This window comes from Leeia sp. (assembly GCF_041909055.1).
GTDB lineage: Bacteria > Pseudomonadota > Gammaproteobacteria > Burkholderiales > Leeiaceae > Leeia > Leeia aquatica.
Map to the genome: position 1 here is coordinate 203,547 of NZ_JAYREC010000004.1, position 21,947 is coordinate 225,493.

Consider the following 21,947-nt stretch of genomic DNA (forward strand, 5'->3'; position numbering starts at 1 on the left):
CTGAAAAGTAAGGGGACAGGTGGGCTTTGATTATATCGGCTCATTACCCTACAGCAATGGGCTTTACAAAGCGTTTACACGGTGACAGGACAAGACATCCGCTATACTGCACATACCTTGGCGACCCTTTGATCATGACGCATTCACACGCTGATTTGCCTGTCGACGCCCATGATGGGCTACTGATTCATTTACCCACGCCGGTACTGCTGGTGCGTTTGCCGGAAGGGCTGCTGCTGCAAGCCAATCCCGCAGCCCATGAACAGCTGCAGCTGCCCGCCGGAGGCCAGCCGCTGGACAGCCTGTTTTTACACAGTACGGACTGGCGAGAGCTGCAGTTGCGGCTGAAGCAGGGTCCTGTACGCCAGTTTGAAGCCCGGCTGCAGGGCGCGCACGGCCGCCCGGTATGGATGCTGCTGTCCGCACGGGAGCAATGGCAGGGGGATCAGCGCTACCTTTGGCTTTCCTTGCACGACGTGTCCGAGCGGCGCAAGCGTGAATTCCAGCTGCAGGCCAACGAAGCCCTGCATCAGCAGATTCTCACCACCTGTGGTGAAGGCTACCTGCAGTTTGATGTGGCGACCAACCGCATCGTTGACGCCAACCCGGCCTTCTGCCAATTGCTGGGCTGCTCGACCGAGCAAGTGCTGGGCGCCACCCTGGCCGACTTTCTGGCACCCGATTGCCCACCTACTCCGTTGACCGACCGGCACTGGCCTGAACAGCAGGAAACCGTGCGCGGTGAACTCTCCATGCTGCGCGCAGACCGGATTCCCCTGACCGTGCAGGTACAGGCGAATGTACTGCGCGATGAGCGCGGGCAGGAAGTCACCCGCTTTGCGCTGCTGACCGATATGACCGAGCGCAAGAAAAACGAAGAGCGCATGATCTATCTGGCGTTCTATGACCCGCTCACCGCCCTGCCCAACCGCCTGCTGTTCCATGAGCGGCTGCAACAGGCCCTGTTTTTACTGAACCGGCAGGGGCAACCCTTCGCCTTGCTGTTTCTGGATCTGGACAATTTCAAGCAGGTTAACGACACCCTGGGTCACGATGTCGGCGATGAGTTGCTGCGGGAAATCGGGCGGCGGCTGTTTCAGGCCGTACGTGAAAGCGATACGGTAGCCCGTTTGGGCGGCGACGAATTTGTGGTGCTGTTGCAAGGGGTGCGCAGTGAGCTGGCAGCGGCGACCGGCGCAGAGAAGCTGCTGTCAGCCCTGGCAGATCCAATCCAGATCGGTGAGCACAGCCTGCAGGCGTCGGTCAGTATCGGCATTGCCCGTGCACCGGAAGATGGCAATGATGCCAGCACCATCCGCAAGAAGGCAGACCTCGCCATGTACGCCGCCAAAGCCGCCGGCAAGCATACCTACCGTTTTGCATCAGAGTAAGCAGGAAGCGTGCTCAGCGCACGCGGGAAACGATAGAGGCCACCTGCTCGACAAAGCGGACGTCCGAGTCGGTCCAGATGCGCTCTCCGCCACATTGTTCGCAGCGGATGGCACCGATCATGCTGCCTTCCCGCATGATGGCCACATCCAGCACAGCCTCAATCTGGCAAGGATCATAATAACTGTCCAGCAATGAGGCCAGCGATGGATCCGCCGTCACCTTGCTGGCCACCACCTTGCCCTGACCGCTGAGCGCGGCAAAGTAATCCGGATTGTCTTCCTGATAGTGCAGCGCACCCCGGCTGTGCTGCCCGCTTTCTGCGTCATACAGGTCGACGCTGCTGAGCGCGGCACCGCCTTGCACCAGCAGCCAGATGCCCATTCGCTGGATTTCCAGATGTGCGGCCACTGCCTCATTAAGCCGGCTGAGGAAGGTTGCCAGATCAATCTGCTTGCCACTGTACTCGACAAACAGTTGCTTCATGACCTCCACGATGTTGTCCATCTGGCTCCCCTTGCAATCACGAATGCGGCATGCTGTTCAAGTCATAGCCCACTGCGGGTCAGAAAGCAAGTGTATCCGGTCAATGACCCTGATGCGTCGCCTGTTCGATGGCCTCATCGGTCAGGTGCGGTGCAAAGCGCTTCATGAAGTCAAAGGCAAAGCTGCGCAAATAGGCATCTCGGCGGAAGCCGATGCGGGTGGTGGAAGGCTCAAACAGATGGCTGGCATCAATCGCCCGAAGCTGAGTGTCGCGCTGTGGCTCAAAAGCCATCGTCGCCAGAATGCCGATCCCCAACCCCAGGCCGACATAGGTCTTGATCACATCAGAGTCAATCGCGGTCAGCACCACATTGGGCTCAATCCCGGCAGACTCAAACGCTTTTTGCATCTTGCTGCGCCCGGCAAAGGCAAAGTCATAGGTAATCAGCGGGTACTGCCCGATGTCCGCCAGAGTGATCGGACGTTGCAACTGCAGCAGCGGGTGGCCTTCCGGCACCACTGCACTGCGGTTCCACTGCTGGCAGGGCAACATCACCAGCTCGCGATAGCGGTCGATGCCTTCGGTGGCAATGGCCAGATCAGCCTCGCCACTCAGCACCATCTCGCAAATCTGGGTGGGGCTGCCTTGCTTGATGGACAGGCGAACCTTGGGATACTGGGTCATGAATTGCCGGATCACATCCGGCAGCGCGTAGCGTGCCTGGGTGTGGGTGGTGGCGATGGTCAGGCTGCCGGCATCATGATTGGCGTACTCATCGCCCACCCGTTTCAGGTTGGCCGCTTCACGCAGGATGCGCTCGGAGATTTCCAGCACCGCCCGCCCCGGTTTGGAGACATCCACCACCCGCTTGCCGTGCCGAATGAACACCTGGATCCCCAGCTCATCCTCCAGCAAGCGAATCTGTTTGCTGATGCCCGGTTGCGAGGTATGCAGCTTTTCTGCCGCATCCGATACATTCAAACCTTGTTTGGCGACTTCTACCAGATAGCGTAGCTGTTGCAGCTTCATGATGATGCGGCTCCGCAGCAAAATAACCAGATCGTATAAAATACTAACACAATATTCTTTCCAGTCCATATAGCCCCACTGTTAGCATGGCCGTTCTCGCACAGTGGGCACCCTCTCATGAATTTCGTACAAGTCATCTCCGGCTTTGCCGTAGGGCTGATCGTCGGTCTGACCGGGGTGGGTGGCGGCTCGTTGATGACCCCCATCCTGCTGATGCTGGGTTTCCCACCGACCAAAGCGGTGGGTACTGACCTGCTATACGCCGCGATCACCAAGGCCGGCGGGGTACTGGTACATCATCGCCAGCGCAGTATCGACTGGCGCATTACCGGCTGGCTGACGCTGGGCAGCGCGCCGGCAGCCATTGCGACCGTGCTGCTGCTGCAGCACTGGCACCTGTCGAGCAAAGTCCTGAACAATCTGCTGACCCATGCACTGGGGGTCGCCCTGCTGCTGACGGCAGTCGCCATCCTGTGCAAGCCCTGGATTCTCCGCCTGCTGCGGCACCAGCCCGACGCGCCGGTGGAACTGACACCACGCCGCGCTGCCTCCACCGTGCTGACCGGGATCGTGATCGGGGTACTGGTGACCCTCAGCTCAATCGGCGCAGGGGCCATTGGCACCATCGCCCTGTTTGTCCTTTTTCCGATGATCCCGACCGTGCGTCTGGTGGGCACCGAGATTGCGCATGCCGTGCCGCTCACCCTGATTGCAGGTCTGGGACACGCCAGCATGGGGCATCTTGACTGGGGGCTGTTGTTCACTTTGCTGGTAGGCTCCCTGCCGGGCATCTATATTGGCAGCCGTTTGTCCGGCAGCCTGTCGGACAAGACCACGCGCCCGCTGCTGGCAGTGATGCTGGCGGTGATCGGCAGCAAGTTTGTCTTCCTGTAATGGCCATGGTGCCAGACTGAATTGATCCAAGGAGTAAGCATGACGTTTGATCAGAAACTGCAAGACACGGTGACTTTGCTGAAGACCATCGCCAACGACTATCAACCTGCGGTATTTGCCAACAGCTATGGCGCGGAAGACATGGTGCTGACCCACCTGATCAGCCAGCATGCGCTCAACATCACGGTATTCAGCCTGGATACCGGTCGCCTGCCTGCCGAAACCTATGCCCTGATGCAACAGGTGGAAGAGCAATACGCCAGCCACCCGGTCAAGGTGTATTTCCCGGATACGGCCGCCACCGAAGGCTATGTGCGCGAACACGGCATCAACGGCTTCTACCGCAGCGTGGAGCAGCGCAAAGAGTGCTGTCGCATCCGCAAGATCGACCCGCTGCGCCGCGCCCTGCAGGGTCAAAAGGCATGGATTACCGGCCTGCGCCGCGAGCAATCCCCGACCCGCAAGGATCTCGGCAATCAGGAATTCGACAAAGACAACGGGCTGGAAAAGTTCAACCCGCTGATCGAGTGGACCGAGAAGGAAGTGTGGGAATTCATCCGTAGCCAGAACATTCCCTACAACGAACTGCACGACAAATTCTATCCTTCTATTGGCTGTGGCCCCTGTACCCGCGCCATCACGGTAGGTGAGGACGTTCGTGCTGGCCGCTGGTGGTGGGAAAACCCGGAAACCAAAGAGTGCGGCCTGCATATCAAAAAGGGCTGATCTCCACCATCTCCACCGGTGCGCGCCGGTGGAGATGGATTGTCCCGCGTCGGTGAGGGTGTTATTGTCGCGCCTGCATGAACCGCTCACGGTCTACTGGCATGACGCTAGCCCCGCGTACTCGTATCTTCCTGCTCGCTTTGCTGACCTGGCTGCTCCTCAGCCTGCTGGCGATCGGGGCCATGCTGTTCACGCAGTACCTGCAAATCTCCTCGTCCTTTGAGCAGGATACCCGCATTCTCAACCGGCTACTGACCCAGAGGGCCGAGCAGCACGACGCCATCCTGGCGTCGATTGGCGCGACTCAGACCCTGTCGCCCATTCCCTCACCGTTTGAATTGAGTGGCTTTGCCGAAGCAATCCGCAGCCGCTACCCGCAAGTGGCGGGTATCGCCAACTGGCAATACCTGAACCATCGCTCTGGACCCCAGTTGCAATGGCGAACCGGCGCCGCCCCGATCGACTGGCCGGATGGTGAAAGCCTGTTTGACATCCCGGCTGACAAGGACTGGCTAGGCGTCGAGCGGGCTCCAGGCGATCGGCATGTTCTGGTCTCGCGGCAACAAACCTATGATGGTGACGTCGAGCTCACGGTATTACTGATCGACCCCACTGCCTTGCTACGGCAAGAAGACCTTCCCTCCGAGCAGATGGGCTTTCGTCTGGTCGCCCCGGTCGGGGACATCCCCGTGCTGGACAACCCGGCGCCGCGCAGCAACTCGGTGCGGGTCAACTGGATGGAACCACCGCGTTACGACCACCCGCTGTCCATTGCCTCCCAGCCCTTCCTGCTGCATGCCTGGCGCCCGGTCTACCTGCAAGAGCTGGCGCCCGATCGCCTGGTGGCACTGGTCGCCCTGATCGCCGTCATGGTCACCCTGTTGACGCGCCTGCTGGTCCAACGCCAGTATGCCCGCTCCATTGCACGCAGCAGTGCCAACCAGCTGGCACGGGAACGGTTGAGGGCTTCTACCACGGTGGAAGCCACCGCCGACGCGCTGATCGCCTTTGACCGCAATGGCCGCATCACCCTGGTCAACCCGGCCGCCCGCATGCTGGCCGAACTGAGTGAGCAGGTACTGACCCTGGATGTGGATCAGACGCTGCACCTGGCACGAGCCGATATGGAGGCACGCCGCTATCCGATTCTGGACACCATCCGCAGTCGTCAGGATGTGCTAGAGTTGCCAGAGGGCCTCCTGCTGTCGTTGCCGGAAGGCGGGCAACGCATGGTGGAGGGAGCCTTGTCACCGCTGTTCGACGAAGTGGGTGACTTCCATGGCGGTGTGTTGACCTTCCGTGACATTGGCCCCTTCCGCCGGCGGGCGCTGGCCGCGCTGGAAGGTGCGGAGCGCCGCTTGCGCGAAAATGAGGCCTTGCTGACGCGCGTCACCCAGGAGAGTTCACTGGCAGAAATGGCCTCTGGCATCGCCCATGAGTTGAACCAGCCGCTGACCGCCATTCTCAGCCGTAGCCAGGCCACCTTGCGGCTGCTGCGTGAGAGCCCGGAAGAATGGGCACAGGCCTGCGACGTGCTGGAAGGCACCGTCAAGCAGGCCAAGCGGGCGGGCGATATCGTCTTGCGCTTGCGCAGCCTCGCCATGCGCCAGCGCTTTACCGAGCAGCCGCTGGAGCTGAACCAGGTGGTACGGCACGGTTTAGCGTTGCTGAGCGAGGATCTGGCCCGCTTGAAGATCAAGGTCAAGGACGGCTTGGCCGCCGATTTGCCCGTCATGCATGGCGACCCGATCCAGCTTGAGCAAGTCATCGTCAACCTGATTCGCAACGCGATGGATGCCATCAGCCGCGCCCAGCCCAAGCAAGGTCGCATCCGTCTGAGCAGTACGCTGCTGGCAGGGGGGCAACTGAGCCTGAGCATTGAAGACAATGGCAGCGGCATTGCCGAAGCGGACCTGCCACGCCTGTTTGAACCTTTTTTCACAACCCGGAATGATGGCATGGGCCTCGGGCTGGCAATCTGTCACAATATCGTCAGCGCGCACGGCGGCACCTTGCAGGCAGAGAACCTGCCAGAGGGTGGAGCCCGCTTCGTACTGGTGCTGCCCCTTACCAAGGAACCCGACTGATGGACGCCCTCTCCCCGCTGGTCTACCTGATTGACGATGATGACGATGTGCGCGAAGCCTTGGCCCTGTTGCTACGAACCATGGGTATGCGGGTAGACGCCTTTGCGGATCCGCTAAGCTTTCTGAGCGCCTTCGACCGCAACACCATTGGTTGTCTGATCGTGGATATCCGCATGCCCGGCATGACCGGCCTGCAATTGCAGCAACGCTTACTGGATGAGCAGTGTGATTTGCCAGTGGTGGTGATCACCGGCCATGGCGATCTCAACCTGTGCCGCCGCGCCTTCAAGGCTGGTGCAGTGGAGTTCCTGATCAAGCCAGTGGATGAAGAAGCACTGCTGGATTCCGTGCAGAAGGCGGTCACTCAACACATCCGCAGTCGTCGTCAGCAAACCCTGACCCGCGAGGCACAAGCCCGGCTGTCCAAGCTGACCGACCGGGAAAATGAGATTCTGGTCCAGATCGTCGAAGGTTTGTCCAACAAGCAGATTGCCCGTGTGCTGGATTTGTCCCCCCGCACCGTAGAAACCCATCGTGCCAACATCTTTGCCAAGCTGGAAACCCAGTCACTGGCCGAACTGGTGCGCCTCTATCTGACCGGTGTCAGCGAGCACGGCTATAGCCCGCTCTCTGGCCCGGCTAGTCCGTAGTTCTACGCAGCCGCTTCGGTAGCGAACCCAATAGGCATAGCGCAAGTGCTCGCTTAATATCCGCTTCGTAGTCTTGGTTGTTGATGGTTTTGCTGTCAGCGACCTGCGCTCCCAATCGCGTAGACTGCTGAACCGGCTTACGCCGGTTTGTCCTCACTCAGGCCGCACTATCTGGATACGTAGTGCGGCTATTTTTTTATTCAGTGCACGGCCTCATCCGCCGCAACCTGATCCAGATCCAGGAACAAGGGCTGCCCGTCCGTTCCTAACGCAGGCTGCACGTCACGAACACGGCGAATGTCCGTCACCTGGCACTCCTGCAACAAGCTTTCCATCATGTGCTGCACCGAAGCAACCCGATCCAGCGCCGACAGGCGCCAGACAAAACGCTCCCGCAAGGAGGGCTGCAGTACCGAGCCCAAGCACACCCGCAGCTCGCCACCTTCATGACACGCCAGCACGGCTGCCGGATCGCCCACGCCCTCCCGTACCTTACGAATCTGAGTGCTGGCAAACAACTGAAATGCCACTTCCAGGCAGGTAAAACGCGCATCATGCCGACCCGCCATCACCCCGCTCATGGGGCGGGGCATGACAAACAGGGTCAGCCCATTCTGTTGCCATTGGGTCTGCAGCAGTTTGCACAGTGCCAACCCCCAACCTTGCGCATCCCCCCCCAACCGCACCAGCGACTCCCCCTCCTGCTCCAGCGCCAAGCCCACCAAGCAGCGTACATGCACCCCTTCATTGCCTTTGACCACTAACGGTGATGCCGGCAACGACAAGGGCAAGCCCTGTCCGCCTTGCTGCACGGACAACATGGCCTGATACCAGGTACTGGCTGAAACAGCATCCATGGACGGTAAATCGCACAGAGTATCAGACAGCCAGACCTGATTGCTGTCGGCCAGCACCCCGTGCTGTTGCAGCAAGGCCATGACAGCCGCCGCATCTGGCAAGGTCGCCGGAATGGTCACCTCCTGCCGTGCACCCGCCACCAGTATCAGCGGCAACATGAACAGGCGAGCCCGCTTGCCATCCGGGCGGCTGAGCACCTCCCCATCCACCAGCTGACACAGCTGCTGCCACAGCAGGTCATGCGCCTCTTGGGCAGGTGCTGCCTGCAGTGCGTGCTGCAAGGCTTCGTCCTGTCCCGACAGCAAGGCATCGCGTACCTCGTGTTGCAGGGCGATCAAGGTTTCCGGCTGATCCGCCTGGGTCAGGTGGCTCATTACACGGCGCAGCAAGGGCTGCTTGGGGTCCATCCGGGCGTACTGGCGGGGATCAGGCAAGAGCATGGTCATCGGTTCTTCAGAGGTTTCATCAGTCAAGACGACAGTATACCAGCACCGCCTGCACAACCATGCCCAGCCCGTTTGTGCAGCGGGTCACAAAAAAGTGGGACGGCATGGAACTTTCCCAAGGGCAGCCTACTCTGAGTTGGGCTGTCAGGATAGAATGTCATTTTTTTGCTGCTGTGCACAACATTTAGCTTGCAAACTGAATTGTCTTGTAGCATAATGCAGTCATCAGGAATGAGGTTCTTCTGATTTCTTGATAGTGTCTCCTCTTTTCTCCTTTGGAGTTTGCGGCCCGGTTCACACCGGGCCTCTTTTTTCTCCCTCCCATGCCTCACCCTGCCGTGTAGTTTGACAACGCGCAGTACATCATTTCGTTTTGTTGCGAAGCAACAAAATAGCCGCACCCCACTCTGCCAGACAATCCCGTATCATGGATGTCTATCCTGCCATGCTGTGATACACCTCATGATCCCTGTCATTCTCGAAGCCTGGCAAGCCACTACGGCAGCCAGCGGCGCATTCTGGGTGCCGCCAGATGGTTGTCGCGACCTGATCATCCACACCCGTTCATCAGGTCAACGTGTGGCCCTGATCGCCCCGCTGGCCGATCAGGCCTACACCGTAGAAGGCGTAGTCGGCGAGCGCTACCTCGGCTATCGTTTCCAGCCCGGTGCCCAGTTTGATGAAAGCCGTCTGCTCCGCGCCTTGCAGCTGCAGCGTAACCCGGATGCGGTTGACCTGAATGCCATTATTGGTGAAGAAGTACGACTGGATGCGCGGATACATGAGGCGTTGCAGGGGCTGGCTGCCAGCTCGAGTGTAGCCGTCGCCTGTCGCCAGTTGGGGGTGGGTGAGCGCACCTTGCAGCGCTTGCTGACACCCACGGGTCGCCATCCCGCATACTGGATTGCGCTGGCGCGTGCTCGCCGTGCGGCACGCGCCCTATTCTCAGCCACGCCCCTGACGGCTCTGGCCTGCGATGTGGGCTATGCTGACCAGGCGCACATGACGCGCGCCTTTCAGCGCTGGTTCCAGCATACCCCCGGCCAGTTGCGCAACCAGCCCACATGGTTGGGGCTACTGTCGGCCCCGGCCTTTGCTTGAGCGCGGCGGAACGCTCAGCCCACTGCAGTGCAAATTTCGACCAGGAAACCATCCGGGTCGCTGACATATGCGGTAATCTGCCCCCAGGGCATTTCTTCCGGTGATTGTCGCAGCGTCGCCCCTGCCTGACAGGCCCGTTCAACAGCTGCAGCAACATCTTCCGTCACCAAGGCGATCTCGCTGCATGCCGCCAAAGGGTCCGGAGCCTGCGTACGTTTACCCATCTGCTGCAACAAGGCATGTGAACAAAACGCCAGTGTGGTAGTACCGGTTTCCAGCTCGCCCCAGTCACCCGATTCATGCAGAAAGCGACAGTCGAAACCAAATGCAGCCTGGTAGAAGGCCAAGCTTTTCTTCACATCATGCACATAGAAAATGGTGTATCCCAGCTTCATCATCTCACTCCTTGCTTGAAAACTGGATCAGCTTACCCGCCTGCCTGGCGTGATGTCTTGAACAAAGCCGTCAATACCAAAAAATCAGGCCGGGCAAACCCGGCCTGATCTGTGGTCACCTCACGGTGCAGGACTCATTGCAGTCCTTACTTCACCGTCACCACTTGCCACTTGCCACCCTTCACTTCATAAATGGTGACCGGGGCATTCTTCGGCTCACCGTTGGCTTCGAATTCGAAGGTGCCGGTCACGCCCTTGTAGCTGATGGTCTTCAACGCTGCCAGATACTTGGCAGGTTCGGTGCTGTTGGCCTTCTTCATGGCTTCAGCAACCAAGTACACGGCATCATAGAACTGCGGCCCAAACAGCACCACTTCCTGGTTGTACTTGGCCTTGTACTTCTTCTCGAATGCAGCGCCGCCCGGTTGCTTGTCCAGCGGGGCACCAGCCACAGCGGAGAAGTGACCTTCAGCCGGCTTGCCGCCTGCCATTTCCACAAACTTGTCGGTATTCAGCATGTCACCGCCCATGATCTTGGCGGTCATGCCCAGGCCGGCCATTTGCTTGACCAGCGGCGCAGCTTGCGCATCCGCACCACCGTAGAACAGCACGTCCGGATTGCTGCCCTTCAGGGAGGTCAGGATGGCGCTGAAATCCACAGCCTTGTCGGTGGTGAATTCGTGGCGCAGGATCTTGCCGCCGTTGGCCTTCACCGCAGCTTCAAACTGCTCGGCCAGACCTTGACCATAGGCGGTACGGTCATCGACCACCACAATGTTCTTGGCCTTCAGGGTCTTGACGGCATATTCGCCCAGCACCTTGCCCAGGAACGCGTCGTTACCCACCAGACGGAAGGCACTCTTGAAGCCTTGCTGGGAGTACTTCGGGTTGGTCGCCACGGTCAGCTGCGGAATGCCCGCATCGGCGTACACTTTGGAGGCCGGAATGGAGGTGCCGGAGTTGAAGTGACCGATGATGGCGCTCACCTTGGCGTCCACCAGCTTCTGGGCCACCACCGTACCCATGCGCGGGTCGGCCTGGTCGTCTTCAACCACCAGTTCAAACTTGACCTTCTGGCCACCTACCATCACACCCTTGGCGTTCAGCTCTTCTACGGCCAGACGGGCTGCATTTTCATTGTCCTTGCCATAGTGTGCTTGTGCGCCAGACAGCGGCGAAGCAAAGCCCAGTTTCACAACGGTATCAGCCAGGGTCAGACCGGAGCTGGCGGCAAACGCCAGGGCGATGGCAGACAGGGCCAGTTTCTTCGGGTTCATCATGATCGATTCACTCCTCGTTTGATTTTATGAGCCCCATAACGGAAAAACAGCATGCGCCGGGGCATCGCATGCGTCCGTACTCTCAAAAACGATCAATCCGGCATGCCTCCTGGGGGTAGGCAGCCTGTCGACCGGCGACCAGATCAGCAATGATCCGGCCTGTTGTCGCCCCCAGCGTCAGGCCAAGATGACCATGACCGAAGGCAAAACTCACATTGTCGTGCCGTGGCGCCTTGCCAATCACCGGCACAGTATCCGGCAGCGCAGGACGGTTTCCCATCCAGAAGCTGGCACCGGCATCATTCAGCTGGGGCAGATACTGCTTGGCTTTGTCGATCAGCACTTCAGCACGCCGCATATTGGGGGGCGCATCCTTGCTCGCCAGTTCGACCGTACCAGCCACCCGGATGCCGCCATCCGCCATCGGCAGGATCACAAAACCGCCCGAGGCCGACAAAATGAACTTGTCCAGCGCTACCCCGGCATTCGGCAGGGTCGCATGATACCCGCGTTCGCTCTCCAGTGGCACCTTGTAGCCCAGTTGCTTCGCCAGCTCGCCCGACCAAACCCCCGCGGCCACCACCACATGATCTGCTTTGAGTGTGTCGCCCCCCGCAAGTTTCACCCCGGTCACCCGCCCCTGCTCCAGCAGGAAGGCCGAGACCGACTGACGTACCTGGGTGACACCCTCTGCCATCGCCTTGCGGGCAATCCCTTCCGTGAAGACATAGGGATCGTCCACATGAGACCATGATGGCACATGCACCGCGTGCTGCCAGCGCGGGTCCAGCGCAGGCTCCAGGCTCTTGAGCTGCCCCCCCTCCACCACATCACAGCGGATGCCATGGTCACGCTTGATCTGCCATTTGGCGGCATCCTTGGCAAGGTCTCCGGGTCCGTCATACACAGTCAACGAGCCATGTCGTCGCCAGATCGCATTCACCCCCGCCCAATGAGCCAGCGGCTCCAGATCAGCATAGACACGGTTAAGCAACTGCGCCATGGCGGAGGTCAAACTTTGCATCTTGCTGCGTCGACCGGCCCAGACAAAACGCAACAGCCATGGGGTCAATGAGGGCAGGTAGCGCCACTGCAAGGCCAGCGGTCCCAGCGGGTCCATCATCCAGCCCGGAATGCGGCGGAATACCCCCGGCTCGGACAGCGGCACAATGTCACTCACGGCAAAGGCACCGGCATTGCCAAACGACGTGGAGCGGCCTGGCGCTTCTGCATCGACCAGCACCACTTCATGCCCGTCCTGCCGCAACCAGGCGGCACAACAAATGCCGACGATGCCCGCCCCAACCACAACAACCTGTTTGCGCGCCGTCATGGTCAGGCCACCTCAAAACCGTGACAGTAGGGGTCACGCGGATCCAGCGTGATCTGGCTGGTACCGGTAATCACCGCCCAGCCTTCAATGCTGGGCACCATCGCAGCGTAATCACCCACCTTGGTTTCAGCCTCAATACGGCCGATGAACTGGCTGCCAATGATGCTCTCGTGCACAAACTGGTCGCCTGCCTTCAGCAGGCCACGGCCATAGCGCTGTGCCATGCGGGCCGAGGTACCGGTCCCGCAGGGCGAGCGGTCAATGGCTGCCTCGCCATACAGCACGGCATTACGTGCATCCGAGCCTGGCTGGCGCGGCGCACCGGTCCACAGGCAGTGCCGCACGCCACGAATCTTGGGGTCTTCCGGATGCACAAACTCATAGTGTTCGTTCAGATACTGGCGCACCGCCCGCCCCATCTCCACCAGTTCAGAAGGCTTGAAATCCGCCATGTCACGGAAATTCTCCTGCGCTTCCACAATGGGGTAGAAGTTGCCCCCATAGGCGATGTCCACCTTCAGCTCACCCAGTTGCGGGATCACCACCTTGACATCGGTACGGAACAGGAAAGACGGTACATTGGTAATACGCACGCCTTTGACGTATTGACCATCCATCTCATAGCGGGCCACCACCAGGCCTGCAGGCGTTTCCAGCCGCAGTTCCCCCGGTGTACGCGGCGTGACCAGCCCACGCTCAATGGCAAAAGTTACTACCCCAATGGTGCCATGACCGCACATCGGCAGGCACCCGCTGGTTTCAATGTACAAGACAGCAATATCGCAGTCAGGGCGGGTCGCCGGGTACAGGAAAGCACCCGACATCTGGGCATGGCCACGCGGCTCGAACATCAGACCGGTACGAATCCAGTCGAACTGTTCCATGAAATGAACCCGCCGCTCCCCCTGGTTTGCGCCCAGCAAAGGGGGATGATTGCTCACGACCAGCCGAACCGGATTGCCACAGGTGTGTCCGTCGATGCAGTGGAAGGTATGAGCCGTACGAGGCGACATTACGGCTGATGCATGGGAGGTTTCATGATTGTTCATGGTATTGATCTGATTACCAAACAGGGTTTTGAAAAACATCAAAAAGGCCAAACATTCACCGGCAAAGTGACCTGATGACCAAACAAGGAAAACAGTCAGCATCCATTAAACTGCCACACCATACACAATGGCATGCTGGAAATGCCTGTCTTCTCACCGGGTTACCCCTTGCAATATGTATATTGTATACATTACAAGACGGTGGAGAACAAGCCTTTTTCCAGCCTGCATAATCATCTACGTATTACTACGCATCACATGGGGTGTACGCTTGTAGTTCTACGGTGCAACCTAATTTATTTGCTGTACATATTGAATATTGTATACAAAAAAGATATGATGCGCAGCATACCCGAGCATTCAGGGCTGCCACTACAGTCCGGATGTCAGGTCTGACCAATCAAAGATGGAGAGTAAACTCATGGCTTGCCCCTGGACTGGCGTTTATCCGGCTGTTACCACCAAGTTCACCGCCGACGGCGCTCTGGATCTTGCAGGTACCCAACAACACATTGAGTGGCAGATTGACTGCGGCGCAGATGGCATCATCGTCTGCGGCTCGCTGGGCGAGAACTCCACCCTGTCCTTTGATGAAAAGCTGGCGGTACTGGGCGCAGGTCTGAAAGCCAGCCGTGGCCGCGTGCCGGTACTGTTGACGGTGGCCGAAGGCACCACAGCAGATGCGTGCCGTCTGGCCAAGCTAGCGGAAGAGCAAGGTGCCAATGGTCTGATGGTACTGCCGGGCATGCGCTATGTGTCCGACCGCCGTGAAACCATCGCACACTACCGCGCCGTGGCCCAGGCCAGCAAGCTGCCGATCATGCTCTACATCAATCCGCTGGCCTACGTGGTGGACATCACGCCGGACATGCTGGTGGAAATGGCCGATGAGCCAAACTTCGTGGCCATCAAGGAATCCACCGGCGACGTGCGCCGCGTTACCCAGGTGATCAACGCTTGCGGTGACCGCTATGGCATCTTCTGCGGCGTGGACGATCTGGCGATGGAAGAAATGGCCATGGGCGCTACCGGCTGGGTGGCGGGTCTGGTGACCGCATTCCCGAAAGAGACCGTGACCATCTACCGTCTGGTGCAAGCCGGCCGCTGGGAAGAGGCCCGTGCCATCTACCGCTGGTTCCAGCCGCTGCTGCGTCTGGACATCTCCACCAAGCTGGTACAGAACATCAAGCTGGCAGAAGCCATCGTGGGTGTTGGCACTGAGCACGTGCGTGCGCCGCGCCTGCCGCTGGTTGGCGAAGAACGCGCCCAGGTCGAGAAGATCATTCGCACTGCGCTGGAAAAGCGCCCGACCCTGCCGCAAATCTGATTCTCATCTGCCCTCCCCCAACCCGGCGCCTGGTGCGCCGGGTTTGTCATTACGGTGAAGCTGCCTCCTCCACGGAAAAGGAACTGCCATGTTTGCCAATCTGATCAACGGTGAATGGGTTCAGAGCGCCCACGCCATTGTCAACCGCAACCCCTCCGACCTGTCTGATGTGATCGGCGAGTACGCCAGTGCCGATCGTCAGCAAACTCTGGATGCCATTGCCGCGGCGCGGCAGGCTGCCCCTGCCTGGGCAGCCACCACCCCGCAGCAGCGGTTTGACATCCTCGACCGTGCAGGCAGCGAAATTCTGGCCCGCAAGGAAGAGCTGGGGCGCCTGCTCAGCCGTGAAGAAGGCAAGATTCTGGCCGAGGGGATGGGTGAAGTCGTTCGTGCCGGCAATATCTTCAAATACTTTGCCGGTGAGTGCCTGCGCCAGCACGGCGAGGTACTGGATTCCGTGCGCCCTGGAATTGAAGTCAGCATCACCCGCGAGCCATTGGGTGTCGTCGGTATCATTGCTCCGTGGAACTTTCCGATTGCCATCCCGGCCTGGAAGATTGCCCCTGCGCTGGCTTATGGCAATGCCGTGGTCTTCAAGCCCGCCAGCGTGGTTCCGGCCTCCAGCTGGGCGCTGGCTGACATCCTGCACCGGGCAGGTGTTCCCGCCGGGGTCTTCAATCTGGTGATGGGCAGTGGCCGTGAAGTGGGTGATGTGTTGCTGAACGCCGGGCTGGATGGCATCAGCTTCACCGGCTCGCAAGATACCGGCAAGAAAGTGGCAGCCGCCTGCCTTGGCAGCGGCAGCAAGTTCCAGCTGGAAATGGGCGGCAAGAACCCGCTGGTGGTGCTGGACGATGCCGACCTCAAGCTGGCGGTGGAGGCTGCCATCAATGGGGCTTACTTCTCGACTGGTCAGCGTTGCACCGCTTCCAGTCGTCTGGTGGTGACTGCGGGTATCCATGATGCCTTTGTCGAGGCCATGGTGTCGCGCCTGAAGACCTTGAAGGTGGGGCACGCGCTGGATATCAGCAGCCACATTGGCCCGGTCGTGGATGCGGGGCAGTTGCAACAGGATCTCGACTATGTCGGCATCGCCACGGCAGAAGGCGGACTGCTGGCATATGGTGGAGAACGCCTGCAAGCCGAGAAAGACGGCTACTACATGAGCCCGGCGCTGATCACCGGCACCCATAGCCAGATGCGCATTAACCGTGAAGAAGTGTTTGGCCCGGTCGCCAGCGTCATCAAGGTGGCAGACTTTGAAGAAGCGCTGACCATTGCCAACGACACGCCCTTTGGGCTGGTCTCCGGCATCTGTACCCAGTCACTCAAGCTGGCCACCCAGTTCCGCCGCCGCGCAGCAGCGGGTATGGTGATGGTGAACCTGCCGACCGCCGGGGTGGATTATCATGTCCCGTTCGGCGGCCGCAAAGGCTCCAGCTATGGTCCACGTGAGCAAGGTCGCTACGCGGCCGAGTTTTACACCACGGTGAAGACCGCCTACGTAGCAGCTTGACGTCCGGGAGCTCCCGGCCTGCCAGGCCGGGAGCAGTGGACATTTTGTCTGGCGGGTGATAAAACCGCATATTACAACAGGCGTCTGCCCATACCACGAGAACCCGCATGTCCAAACCTCCGCTGATTGCCCGACAAACCCTGACTGGTGCGGTAACGGAAGCCCTGCGCAACCAGATCCTGACCGGCGAGCTGCCAGATGGCATGCAGCTGCGGCAAGAGGCGCTGTCCCAGGAGTTTGGCGTCAGCCGCGTACCGGTACGAGAAGCGTTGCGTCAGCTGGAAGCCGAAGGTCTGGTGCAAATCCTGGATCACAAAGGCGCTACCGTCACCCAGTTTTCTTTTACCGATGTAAAGGAACTGCTGGACATCCGGGCTCTGGTTGAATGTGACCTGCTGCAGCGGGCCATCCCTTTACAGTCGGAAGCCGAGCTGAAGGAGGCCGAAAGCCTGCTCAAACAGTTCGAAGCGGCGCTGAAGAAGAAGGATGTGTCCCTGTGGGGCCGACTGAACGCCCAGTTCCATCTGTCGCTGTACCGCTCCGCCGGGCGGCCACACAGCCTCGCACTGGTGGAATCCCTGCTGAACAAGACCGAGCGGTATACCCGCATGCAGATTCTGTATGCCGATTACAGCCAGCGGGCGCAATCGGAGCACAGCGCCTTGCTGGAGTTTTGCCGGAAGAAGGACGCCGAGGGTGGTGCACGCTTCTTGCGTGAGCACATCCTGGGTGCCGAGCATGCGCTGGAAAATTATTTTGCCAAGCAGGGTCAATCCCGCTAATAGCATCCAGCCCCGGAAATCAATGTTATAATCCTGTTTAATCATCCACGCCACCATCGGTCGGTGGCGTGACCGTGTAGCTGCAAGCACGGACCCATGATCCGATAATCGCTGACAGGGCCAACCCTCCGACCGAACCACGCCCCGCGTGCCTGGGTAGCTGCCCGGAGTCCATCCATGCTGTTTACTGAACTCGGCCTCTCCGAGGAGATTCTGCGTTCCATTGCCGAACAAGGTTACACCGACCCCACGCCCATTCAGGCACAGGCCATCCCGGTGGTACTGTCTGGCCGTGATCTGTTGGCTGGGGCACAAACCGGCACCGGTAAAACTGCCGGCTTTACCCTGCCCATCCTGCACCGGCTGAGCAACCGCACCAAACCGGGCCCTTCCAGTGGTCGCCCGCCGGTACGGGCGCTGATCCTGACACCGACGCGTGAGCTGGCCGCGCAGGTGGAGGAAAGCGTTCGCACCTATGGCAAATACCTGAAGCTGGCCTCGATGGTGATGTTTGGCGGGGTCAGCATCAACCCGCAGATCAAGGCGCTGAAAAGCCGGGTCGACATTCTGGTGGCGACACCCGGCCGCCTGCTGGACCACGTGTCACAAGGCACACTGGACCTGAGCGGGGTCGAGATCCTGGTGCTGGACGAAGCCGACCGCATGCTGGACATGGGCTTCATCCGTGACATCCGCAAGATTCTGGCCCTGCTGCCAGCCGAGCGGCAAAACCTGCTGTTCTCCGCCACCTTCTCCGACGAGATCCGTGAGCTGGCGCACGGTTTGCTGAAAGACCCGGCAGAAGTGGAAGTGGCCCGCCGCAACGCCCCGATTGATCTGGTCACCCAGAAGGTGTACCCGGTCGACAAGGAGCGCAAGCGTGACCTGCTGATCAAGCTGATTCAGGATCATAACTGGTTTCAGGTGCTGGTCTTTACCCGCACCAAGCATGGCGCCAACGCACTGGCTGAAAAGCTGGCCAAGGCCGGCATCACCGCGCTCGCCATTCATGGCAACAAGAGCCAGAATGCACGCACCCGTGCGCTGGCCGAATTCAAATCCGGCGAGCTGCAGGTGCTGGTGGCTACCGATATTGCCGCACGCGGTCTGGACATCGACCAGTTGCCGCATGTGGTCAATTACGAGCTGCCGAATGTATCGGAAGATTATGTGCACCGTATTGGCCGTACCGGCCGCGCCGGCGCAACCGGTGAGGCCATCTCGCTGGTCAGCCCGGATGAACAGAAGCTGCTGCGCGATATTGAACGACTGACCAAGCGTGACATTGAGCGGGTGCAGGTAGAGGGCTTCGAGCCTGATCCGAACCGCCCGGCAGACCCACCGCCGCAACAGCGAGGCCGTCAGGCCCGCCCGCAAGGTGAAGGCCAGTCCAGGCAGGGGCGCAAGCCTGCCAGCGAGGGTGCACCTCAAGCACGTGCACCGCGCAAGCCTACCGCAGAAGGTAGCGATCGCCAGCGCCAGGCAGGGAGTGAGCCACGCCCGCCCCGCAAGCCACAGGAAGGCCCGGCAAAAGCACAAAGCAGGCCACAGCAAGCTCAAGGTCGCGGTCAGCCCGCGCAACAACAGAACCGGAACACCCGCAAGCCACGACAGCAAGCCTCCCTGCTGGGCAACCCGCAGCGTCTGGAGGACCTGGATGAAGCCGTCAATGGTAACCGCATCATGCCGGATAACCGCGAGATTGATGGCTATCGTGAACTAACCGGGCACCACTTCAACAGTGATGGCTGGGCCAGCACCCAGACCCGCCCCACCCAGCCTCGTGGCGGTAGCACCCAAGGTAGCGGTAAGCCCGGCAACCGGGGCGACCGTCAGCAAGGCCGCCCGCAACAGCAAGGCCAAGGCCAGAACCGCCAGCGCCAAGGTGGCGGCGGCAATGGCAATGGCAACCGCAATCGAGGCAATAACTCGCGTCGTGGTGGTTAAGCCGGTGATCCATTAGCGCCTTGCCGCCCATGAAAAAACCGCCAGCCGGGATGACCGCTGGCGGTTTTTTTATGGGGTGAAGCAGGCCGACCCCGTCTCAGATCACCCCTCGCGCCTGCAATTGCGCCAAGGCCTCATCCGATTTCCCCAACACCGATTGCAAGACTGCCGCCGTATGCTGTCCCAGCAAGGGCGGTGGCGTCTCATACTGGATTGGCGTGGCCGAGAAGCGCATTGGGCTGGCCACTTGCGGCACACTGCCCGCCACAGGGTGGGGGATGTCCACCCGCATACCGCGATGCTGGATCTGCGGATCGGCAAACGCCTGCGGGATGGTATTGATCGGGCCGCAGGGAATGGTCTCTGCATCCAGCAGCGCAATCCATTCATCGCGCGTGCGGGTACGCATCACCTCGGCGATCATCGGTACCAGCACCTGCCGGTGCTGCACCCGCGCCCGATTGGTGGCAAAGCGCTCATCCGCCGCCCATTCCGGGTGACCGCACAAGGCCGCATAGCGGGCGAACTGGCTGTCATTGCCCACCGCCACAATCACGTGGCCATCCGCCGTGGCAAACACCTGATAGGGCACGATATTGGCGTGCGCATTGCCTTGTCGTGGCGGTGTCACCCCACCGATCAGATGGTTCATGTTGACGTTGGCCAGCATCGCCAGCTGGCAATCCAGCAAGGCGATGTCGATGTGCTGCCCCTGCCCACTTTGCTGCCGATGGAACAGGGCGGCGAGGATGGCCGTGGTGGCATACATGCCGGTAAACAGATCGGCAACTGCCACCCCAACCTTCTGTGGCTCGCCATCCGGGGCGCCGGTGATGCTCATCAGCCCCCCCAACCCTTGTACCATGAAGTCATAACCGGCCCGGTCGGCATAGGGCCCGGTCTGACCAAAACCGGTGATGGAGCAGTACACCAGGTCGGGTTTGATCGCTTTCAGGCTGTCGTAGTCCAGCTGGTACTTGCGTAAGCCGCCGACCTTGAAGTTCTCCAGCACCACATCACAGTGCTTGACCAGCTCGTGCAACAGCGCCTGCCCTTCGGGCTGGGTGAAATCCACCGTGATGGACTGCTTGCCACGGTTGGCGCACAGATAGTATGCGGCCTCACGGGTATCCTGCCCGCCGCTGTCCTTGAGGAAGGGAGGGCCCCAACCCCGGGTATCATCGCCCTGGCCAGGTCGCTCGACCTTGATGACCTGCGCCCCCAGATCGGCCAGATTCTGGCTGCACCACGGTCCGGCCAGCACCCGGGAGAGATCTAGCACGCGAATGGAAGACAAGGCACTCATGGGATGTTCCTGCCAGAGAGGTGGGGGGGGCCAGCAGCGGGACGAGGGGAAGCCGCCAGCACACCCAAAACGAAAAGCGCTTAACTGAAGGCCTGAATGCCAGTCTGCGCACGGCCCAGGATCAGTGCATGGATGTCGTGGGTGCCTTCGTAGGTATTGACCGCCTCCAGGTTCATCACATGGCGAATGACATGAAACTCGTCCGCGATGCCGTTGCCACCGTGCATGTCACGCGAGACACGGGCAATCTCCAGCGCCTTGCCGCAGTTATTGCGCTTGATCAGCGAGATCATTTCCGGCGCCCATTGCTCTTCGTCCAGCAGGCGGCCGACGCGCAGGGCAGCCTGCAAGCCCAGCGTGATCTCGGTCTGCATATTGGCCAGCTTCAGTTGCACCAGCTGGTTGGCGGCCAGCGGGCGGTTGAACTGCTTGCGGTCCAGCGTGTACTGACGGGCAGCATGCCAGCAGAACTCTGCTGCGCCCATGGCGCCCCAGGCAATGCCGTAGCGCGCCTTGTTCAGGCAGCCAAACGGCCCCTTGAGGCCTTTCACATTGGGCAGCAATTGCGCATCCGGCACAAACACTTCGTCCATCACGATTTCGCCGGTGATCGATGCACGCAGGGAGAACTTGCCTTCGATCTTCGGTGCGTGCAGACCCTTCATGCCCTTTTCCAGAATGAAGCCACGAATCTCGCCCGCGTCATCCTTGCCCCACACCACAAAGACATCGGCGATCGGCGAGTTGGTAATCCACATCTTGCTGCCGGACAGTATATAGCCACCATCAACCTTGCGGGCACGGGTGATCATGCTGCCGGGGTCGGAGCCGTGATTGGGTTCGGTCAAGCCAAAGCAGCCTACCCATTCGCCACTGGCCAGCTTGGGCAGGTACTTCATGCGCTGCGCTTCGCTGCCATAGGCGTAGATCGGGTACATCACCAGCGAGCTTTGTACGCTCATGGCAGAACGATAGCCAGAATCCACCCGCTCCACTTCACGTGCAATCAGACCATAGGCCACATGGCCCAGCCCGGCACCACCGTATTGCTCCGGAATGGTCGCGCCCAGGAAACCCAGCTCACCCATCTCGCTCATGATGCTGCGATCGAACTGCTCATGGCGGTTGGCTTCCAGCACGCGCGGCATCAACTGTTCCTGACAGTAGCTGTGCGCAGCATCACGCACCATGCGCTCTTCTTCGGTCAGTTGCTGGGTCAGCTGCAGGGCATCATCCCATTGAAAGTTGAAGCGGCTCATCGTGGGTCTCCTGTGGTTTATTAGTTCCGCTTGGCGGAATAATATTCTGCAATGCGAAAATACTACCGTAAAACCGGGCAGGCTGC

19 protein-coding genes are annotated in these 21,947 nt (G+C 60.1%); 10 read left to right on the forward strand and 9 right to left on the reverse strand.

Annotated features, from left to right (window positions below):
- The first annotated feature begins 134 nt into the window (after window positions 1-134).
- Window positions 135-1,391, forward strand: coding sequence for a diguanylate cyclase domain-containing protein (locus tag ACE3O2_RS11825; protein WP_374337725.1), 1,257 nt, complete (start codon window positions 135-137; stop codon window positions 1,389-1,391).
- A gap of 13 nt (window positions 1,392-1,404) precedes the next feature.
- Here the strand turns inward: ACE3O2_RS11825 and ACE3O2_RS11830 are convergent, their stop codons facing one another.
- Together ACE3O2_RS11830 and cysB are read right to left on the reverse strand one after the other, a co-directional pair.
- Window positions 1,405-1,896 carry a GAF domain-containing protein gene (locus ACE3O2_RS11830; RefSeq protein ID WP_374337727.1) on the reverse strand — a complete coding sequence of 164 codons (492 nt, stop codon included), beginning with the start codon at window positions 1,894-1,896 and terminating at the stop codon, window positions 1,405-1,407.
- Window positions 1,897-1,975: 79 nt separating this feature from the next.
- On the reverse strand, window positions 1,976-2,905 hold the full coding sequence (gene cysB, locus ACE3O2_RS11835) for an HTH-type transcriptional regulator CysB (RefSeq protein ID WP_168877182.1): 930 nt from the start codon (window positions 2,903-2,905) through the stop codon (window positions 1,976-1,978).
- Between the two features lie 117 nt (window positions 2,906-3,022).
- On the opposite strand from cysB, the gene ACE3O2_RS11840 reads away from it, so the two are divergent.
- From ACE3O2_RS11840 to ACE3O2_RS11855, 4 genes are all read left to right on the forward strand, one after another.
- The gene (locus ACE3O2_RS11840) at window positions 3,023-3,799 is read left to right on the forward strand and encodes a sulfite exporter TauE/SafE family protein (RefSeq protein WP_168877183.1); all 777 of its coding nucleotides are present in this window, start codon (window positions 3,023-3,025) and stop codon (window positions 3,797-3,799) included.
- 39 nt (window positions 3,800-3,838) lie between these two features.
- Window positions 3,839-4,525 (forward strand): phosphoadenylyl-sulfate reductase, encoded by a 687-nt coding sequence (locus ACE3O2_RS11845; protein WP_374337729.1) that lies wholly within the window; start codon window positions 3,839-3,841, stop codon window positions 4,523-4,525.
- A 101-nt stretch (window positions 4,526-4,626) separates the two neighbouring features.
- Entirely contained in the window at window positions 4,627-6,612 is a 1,986-nt protein-coding gene (locus ACE3O2_RS11850) for a sensor histidine kinase (RefSeq protein ID WP_374337731.1), read from the forward strand.
- The gene (locus ACE3O2_RS11855; RefSeq protein ID WP_168877186.1) at window positions 6,612-7,262 is read left to right on the forward strand and encodes a response regulator transcription factor; all 651 of its coding nucleotides are present in this window, start codon (window positions 6,612-6,614) and stop codon (window positions 7,260-7,262) included. The genes ACE3O2_RS11850 and ACE3O2_RS11855 overlap by 1 nt, the downstream gene beginning before the upstream one ends.
- 200 nt (window positions 7,263-7,462) lie before the next feature.
- On the opposite strand, the gene ACE3O2_RS11860 is transcribed toward ACE3O2_RS11855, so the two are convergent.
- On the reverse strand, window positions 7,463-8,566 hold the full coding sequence (locus ACE3O2_RS11860) for a hypothetical protein (protein ID WP_374337733.1): 1,104 nt from the start codon (window positions 8,564-8,566) through the stop codon (window positions 7,463-7,465).
- Window positions 8,567-9,028: 462 nt separating this feature from the next.
- Here ACE3O2_RS11860 and ACE3O2_RS11865 point away from each other — a divergent pair, with 462 nt between their 5' ends.
- Window positions 9,029-9,667 carry a helix-turn-helix domain-containing protein gene (locus ACE3O2_RS11865; RefSeq protein WP_374337735.1) on the forward strand — a complete coding sequence of 213 codons (639 nt, stop codon included), beginning with the start codon at window positions 9,029-9,031 and terminating at the stop codon, window positions 9,665-9,667.
- A 14-nt stretch (window positions 9,668-9,681) separates the two neighbouring features.
- On the opposite strand, the gene ACE3O2_RS11870 is transcribed toward ACE3O2_RS11865, so the two are convergent.
- The 4 genes from ACE3O2_RS11870 to ACE3O2_RS11885 form a co-directional block, all read right to left on the reverse strand.
- Window positions 9,682-10,065 carry a VOC family protein gene (locus tag ACE3O2_RS11870; RefSeq protein WP_374337737.1) on the reverse strand — a complete coding sequence of 128 codons (384 nt, stop codon included), beginning with the start codon at window positions 10,063-10,065 and terminating at the stop codon, window positions 9,682-9,684.
- Window positions 10,066-10,208: 143 nt separating this feature from the next.
- Complete coding sequence (locus tag ACE3O2_RS11875) at window positions 10,209-11,342, reverse strand: branched-chain amino acid ABC transporter substrate-binding protein (RefSeq protein WP_374337739.1); 1,134 nt, start codon at window positions 11,340-11,342, stop codon at window positions 10,209-10,211.
- A gap of 82 nt (window positions 11,343-11,424) precedes the next feature.
- A complete protein-coding gene (locus tag ACE3O2_RS11880; RefSeq protein ID WP_374337741.1) occupies window positions 11,425-12,675 on the reverse strand; it encodes an NAD(P)/FAD-dependent oxidoreductase in 1,251 nt (416 codons plus the stop codon).
- Between the two features lie 2 nt (window positions 12,676-12,677).
- The gene (locus ACE3O2_RS11885) at window positions 12,678-13,688 is read right to left on the reverse strand and encodes a 4-hydroxyproline epimerase (RefSeq protein ID WP_374337743.1); all 1,011 of its coding nucleotides are present in this window, start codon (window positions 13,686-13,688) and stop codon (window positions 12,678-12,680) included.
- A 457-nt stretch (window positions 13,689-14,145) separates the two neighbouring features.
- Here ACE3O2_RS11885 and ACE3O2_RS11890 point away from each other — a divergent pair, with 457 nt between their 5' ends.
- From ACE3O2_RS11890 to ACE3O2_RS11905, 4 genes are all read left to right on the forward strand, one after another.
- Entirely contained in the window at window positions 14,146-15,051 is a 906-nt protein-coding gene (locus ACE3O2_RS11890) for a dihydrodipicolinate synthase family protein (RefSeq protein ID WP_168877191.1), read from the forward strand.
- Window positions 15,052-15,139: 88 nt separating this feature from the next.
- A complete protein-coding gene (locus ACE3O2_RS11895) occupies window positions 15,140-16,567 on the forward strand; it encodes an aldehyde dehydrogenase family protein (RefSeq protein ID WP_374337745.1) in 1,428 nt (475 codons plus the stop codon).
- Window positions 16,568-16,674: 107 nt separating this feature from the next.
- On the forward strand, window positions 16,675-17,349 hold the full coding sequence (locus ACE3O2_RS11900; protein ID WP_168877193.1) for a GntR family transcriptional regulator: 675 nt from the start codon (window positions 16,675-16,677) through the stop codon (window positions 17,347-17,349).
- A 177-nt stretch (window positions 17,350-17,526) separates the two neighbouring features.
- A complete protein-coding gene (locus ACE3O2_RS11905) occupies window positions 17,527-19,296 on the forward strand; it encodes a DEAD/DEAH box helicase (protein WP_374337747.1) in 1,770 nt (589 codons plus the stop codon).
- A gap of 97 nt (window positions 19,297-19,393) precedes the next feature.
- Here the strand turns inward: ACE3O2_RS11905 and ACE3O2_RS11910 are convergent, their stop codons facing one another.
- Window positions 19,394-20,602, reverse strand: a complete 1,209-nt coding sequence (locus ACE3O2_RS11910; RefSeq protein WP_374337749.1) for a CaiB/BaiF CoA transferase family protein — start codon at window positions 20,600-20,602, stop codon at window positions 19,394-19,396.
- An 80-nt stretch (window positions 20,603-20,682) separates the two neighbouring features.
- Window positions 20,683-21,861: an acyl-CoA dehydrogenase gene (locus ACE3O2_RS11915; protein ID WP_374337751.1), complete on the reverse strand. Its 1,179-nt coding sequence runs from the start codon at window positions 21,859-21,861 to the stop codon at window positions 20,683-20,685.
- Between the last annotated feature and the right edge of the window lie 86 nt (window positions 21,862-21,947).

Coding starts and splice junctions, on each gene's coding strand:
- ACE3O2_RS11845 (WP_374337729.1), top strand. CDS start 3,839: ATGACGTTTGATCAGAAACTGCAAGACACGGTGACTTTGCTGAAGACC.
- ACE3O2_RS11860 (WP_374337733.1), bottom strand. CDS start 8,566: ATGACCATGCTCTTGCCTGATCCCCGCCAGTACGCCCGGATGGACCCC.
- ACE3O2_RS11855 (WP_168877186.1), top strand. CDS start 6,612: ATGGACGCCCTCTCCCCGCTGGTCTACCTGATTGACGATGATGACGAT.
- ACE3O2_RS11895 (WP_374337745.1), top strand. CDS start 15,140: ATGTTTGCCAATCTGATCAACGGTGAATGGGTTCAGAGCGCCCACGCC.
- ACE3O2_RS11825 (WP_374337725.1), top strand. CDS start 135: ATGACGCATTCACACGCTGATTTGCCTGTCGACGCCCATGATGGGCTA.
- ACE3O2_RS11875 (WP_374337739.1), bottom strand. CDS start 11,342: ATGATGAACCCGAAGAAACTGGCCCTGTCTGCCATCGCCCTGGCGTTT.
- ACE3O2_RS11890 (WP_168877191.1), top strand. CDS start 14,146: ATGGCTTGCCCCTGGACTGGCGTTTATCCGGCTGTTACCACCAAGTTC.
- ACE3O2_RS11910 (WP_374337749.1), bottom strand. CDS start 20,602: ATGAGTGCCTTGTCTTCCATTCGCGTGCTAGATCTCTCCCGGGTGCTG.
- cysB (WP_168877182.1), bottom strand. CDS start 2,905: ATGAAGCTGCAACAGCTACGCTATCTGGTAGAAGTCGCCAAACAAGGT.
- ACE3O2_RS11850 (WP_374337731.1), top strand. CDS start 4,627: ATGACGCTAGCCCCGCGTACTCGTATCTTCCTGCTCGCTTTGCTGACC.
- ACE3O2_RS11915 (WP_374337751.1), bottom strand. CDS start 21,861: ATGAGCCGCTTCAACTTTCAATGGGATGATGCCCTGCAGCTGACCCAG.
- ACE3O2_RS11830 (WP_374337727.1), bottom strand. CDS start 1,896: ATGGACAACATCGTGGAGGTCATGAAGCAACTGTTTGTCGAGTACAGT.
- ACE3O2_RS11865 (WP_374337735.1), top strand. CDS start 9,029: ATGATCCCTGTCATTCTCGAAGCCTGGCAAGCCACTACGGCAGCCAGC.
- ACE3O2_RS11905 (WP_374337747.1), top strand. CDS start 17,527: ATGCTGTTTACTGAACTCGGCCTCTCCGAGGAGATTCTGCGTTCCATT.
- ACE3O2_RS11885 (WP_374337743.1), bottom strand. CDS start 13,688: ATGTCGCCTCGTACGGCTCATACCTTCCACTGCATCGACGGACACACC.
- ACE3O2_RS11880 (WP_374337741.1), bottom strand. CDS start 12,675: ATGACGGCGCGCAAACAGGTTGTTGTGGTTGGGGCGGGCATCGTCGGC.
- ACE3O2_RS11840 (WP_168877183.1), top strand. CDS start 3,023: ATGAATTTCGTACAAGTCATCTCCGGCTTTGCCGTAGGGCTGATCGTC.
- ACE3O2_RS11900 (WP_168877193.1), top strand. CDS start 16,675: ATGTCCAAACCTCCGCTGATTGCCCGACAAACCCTGACTGGTGCGGTA.
- ACE3O2_RS11870 (WP_374337737.1), bottom strand. CDS start 10,065: ATGATGAAGCTGGGATACACCATTTTCTATGTGCATGATGTGAAGAAA.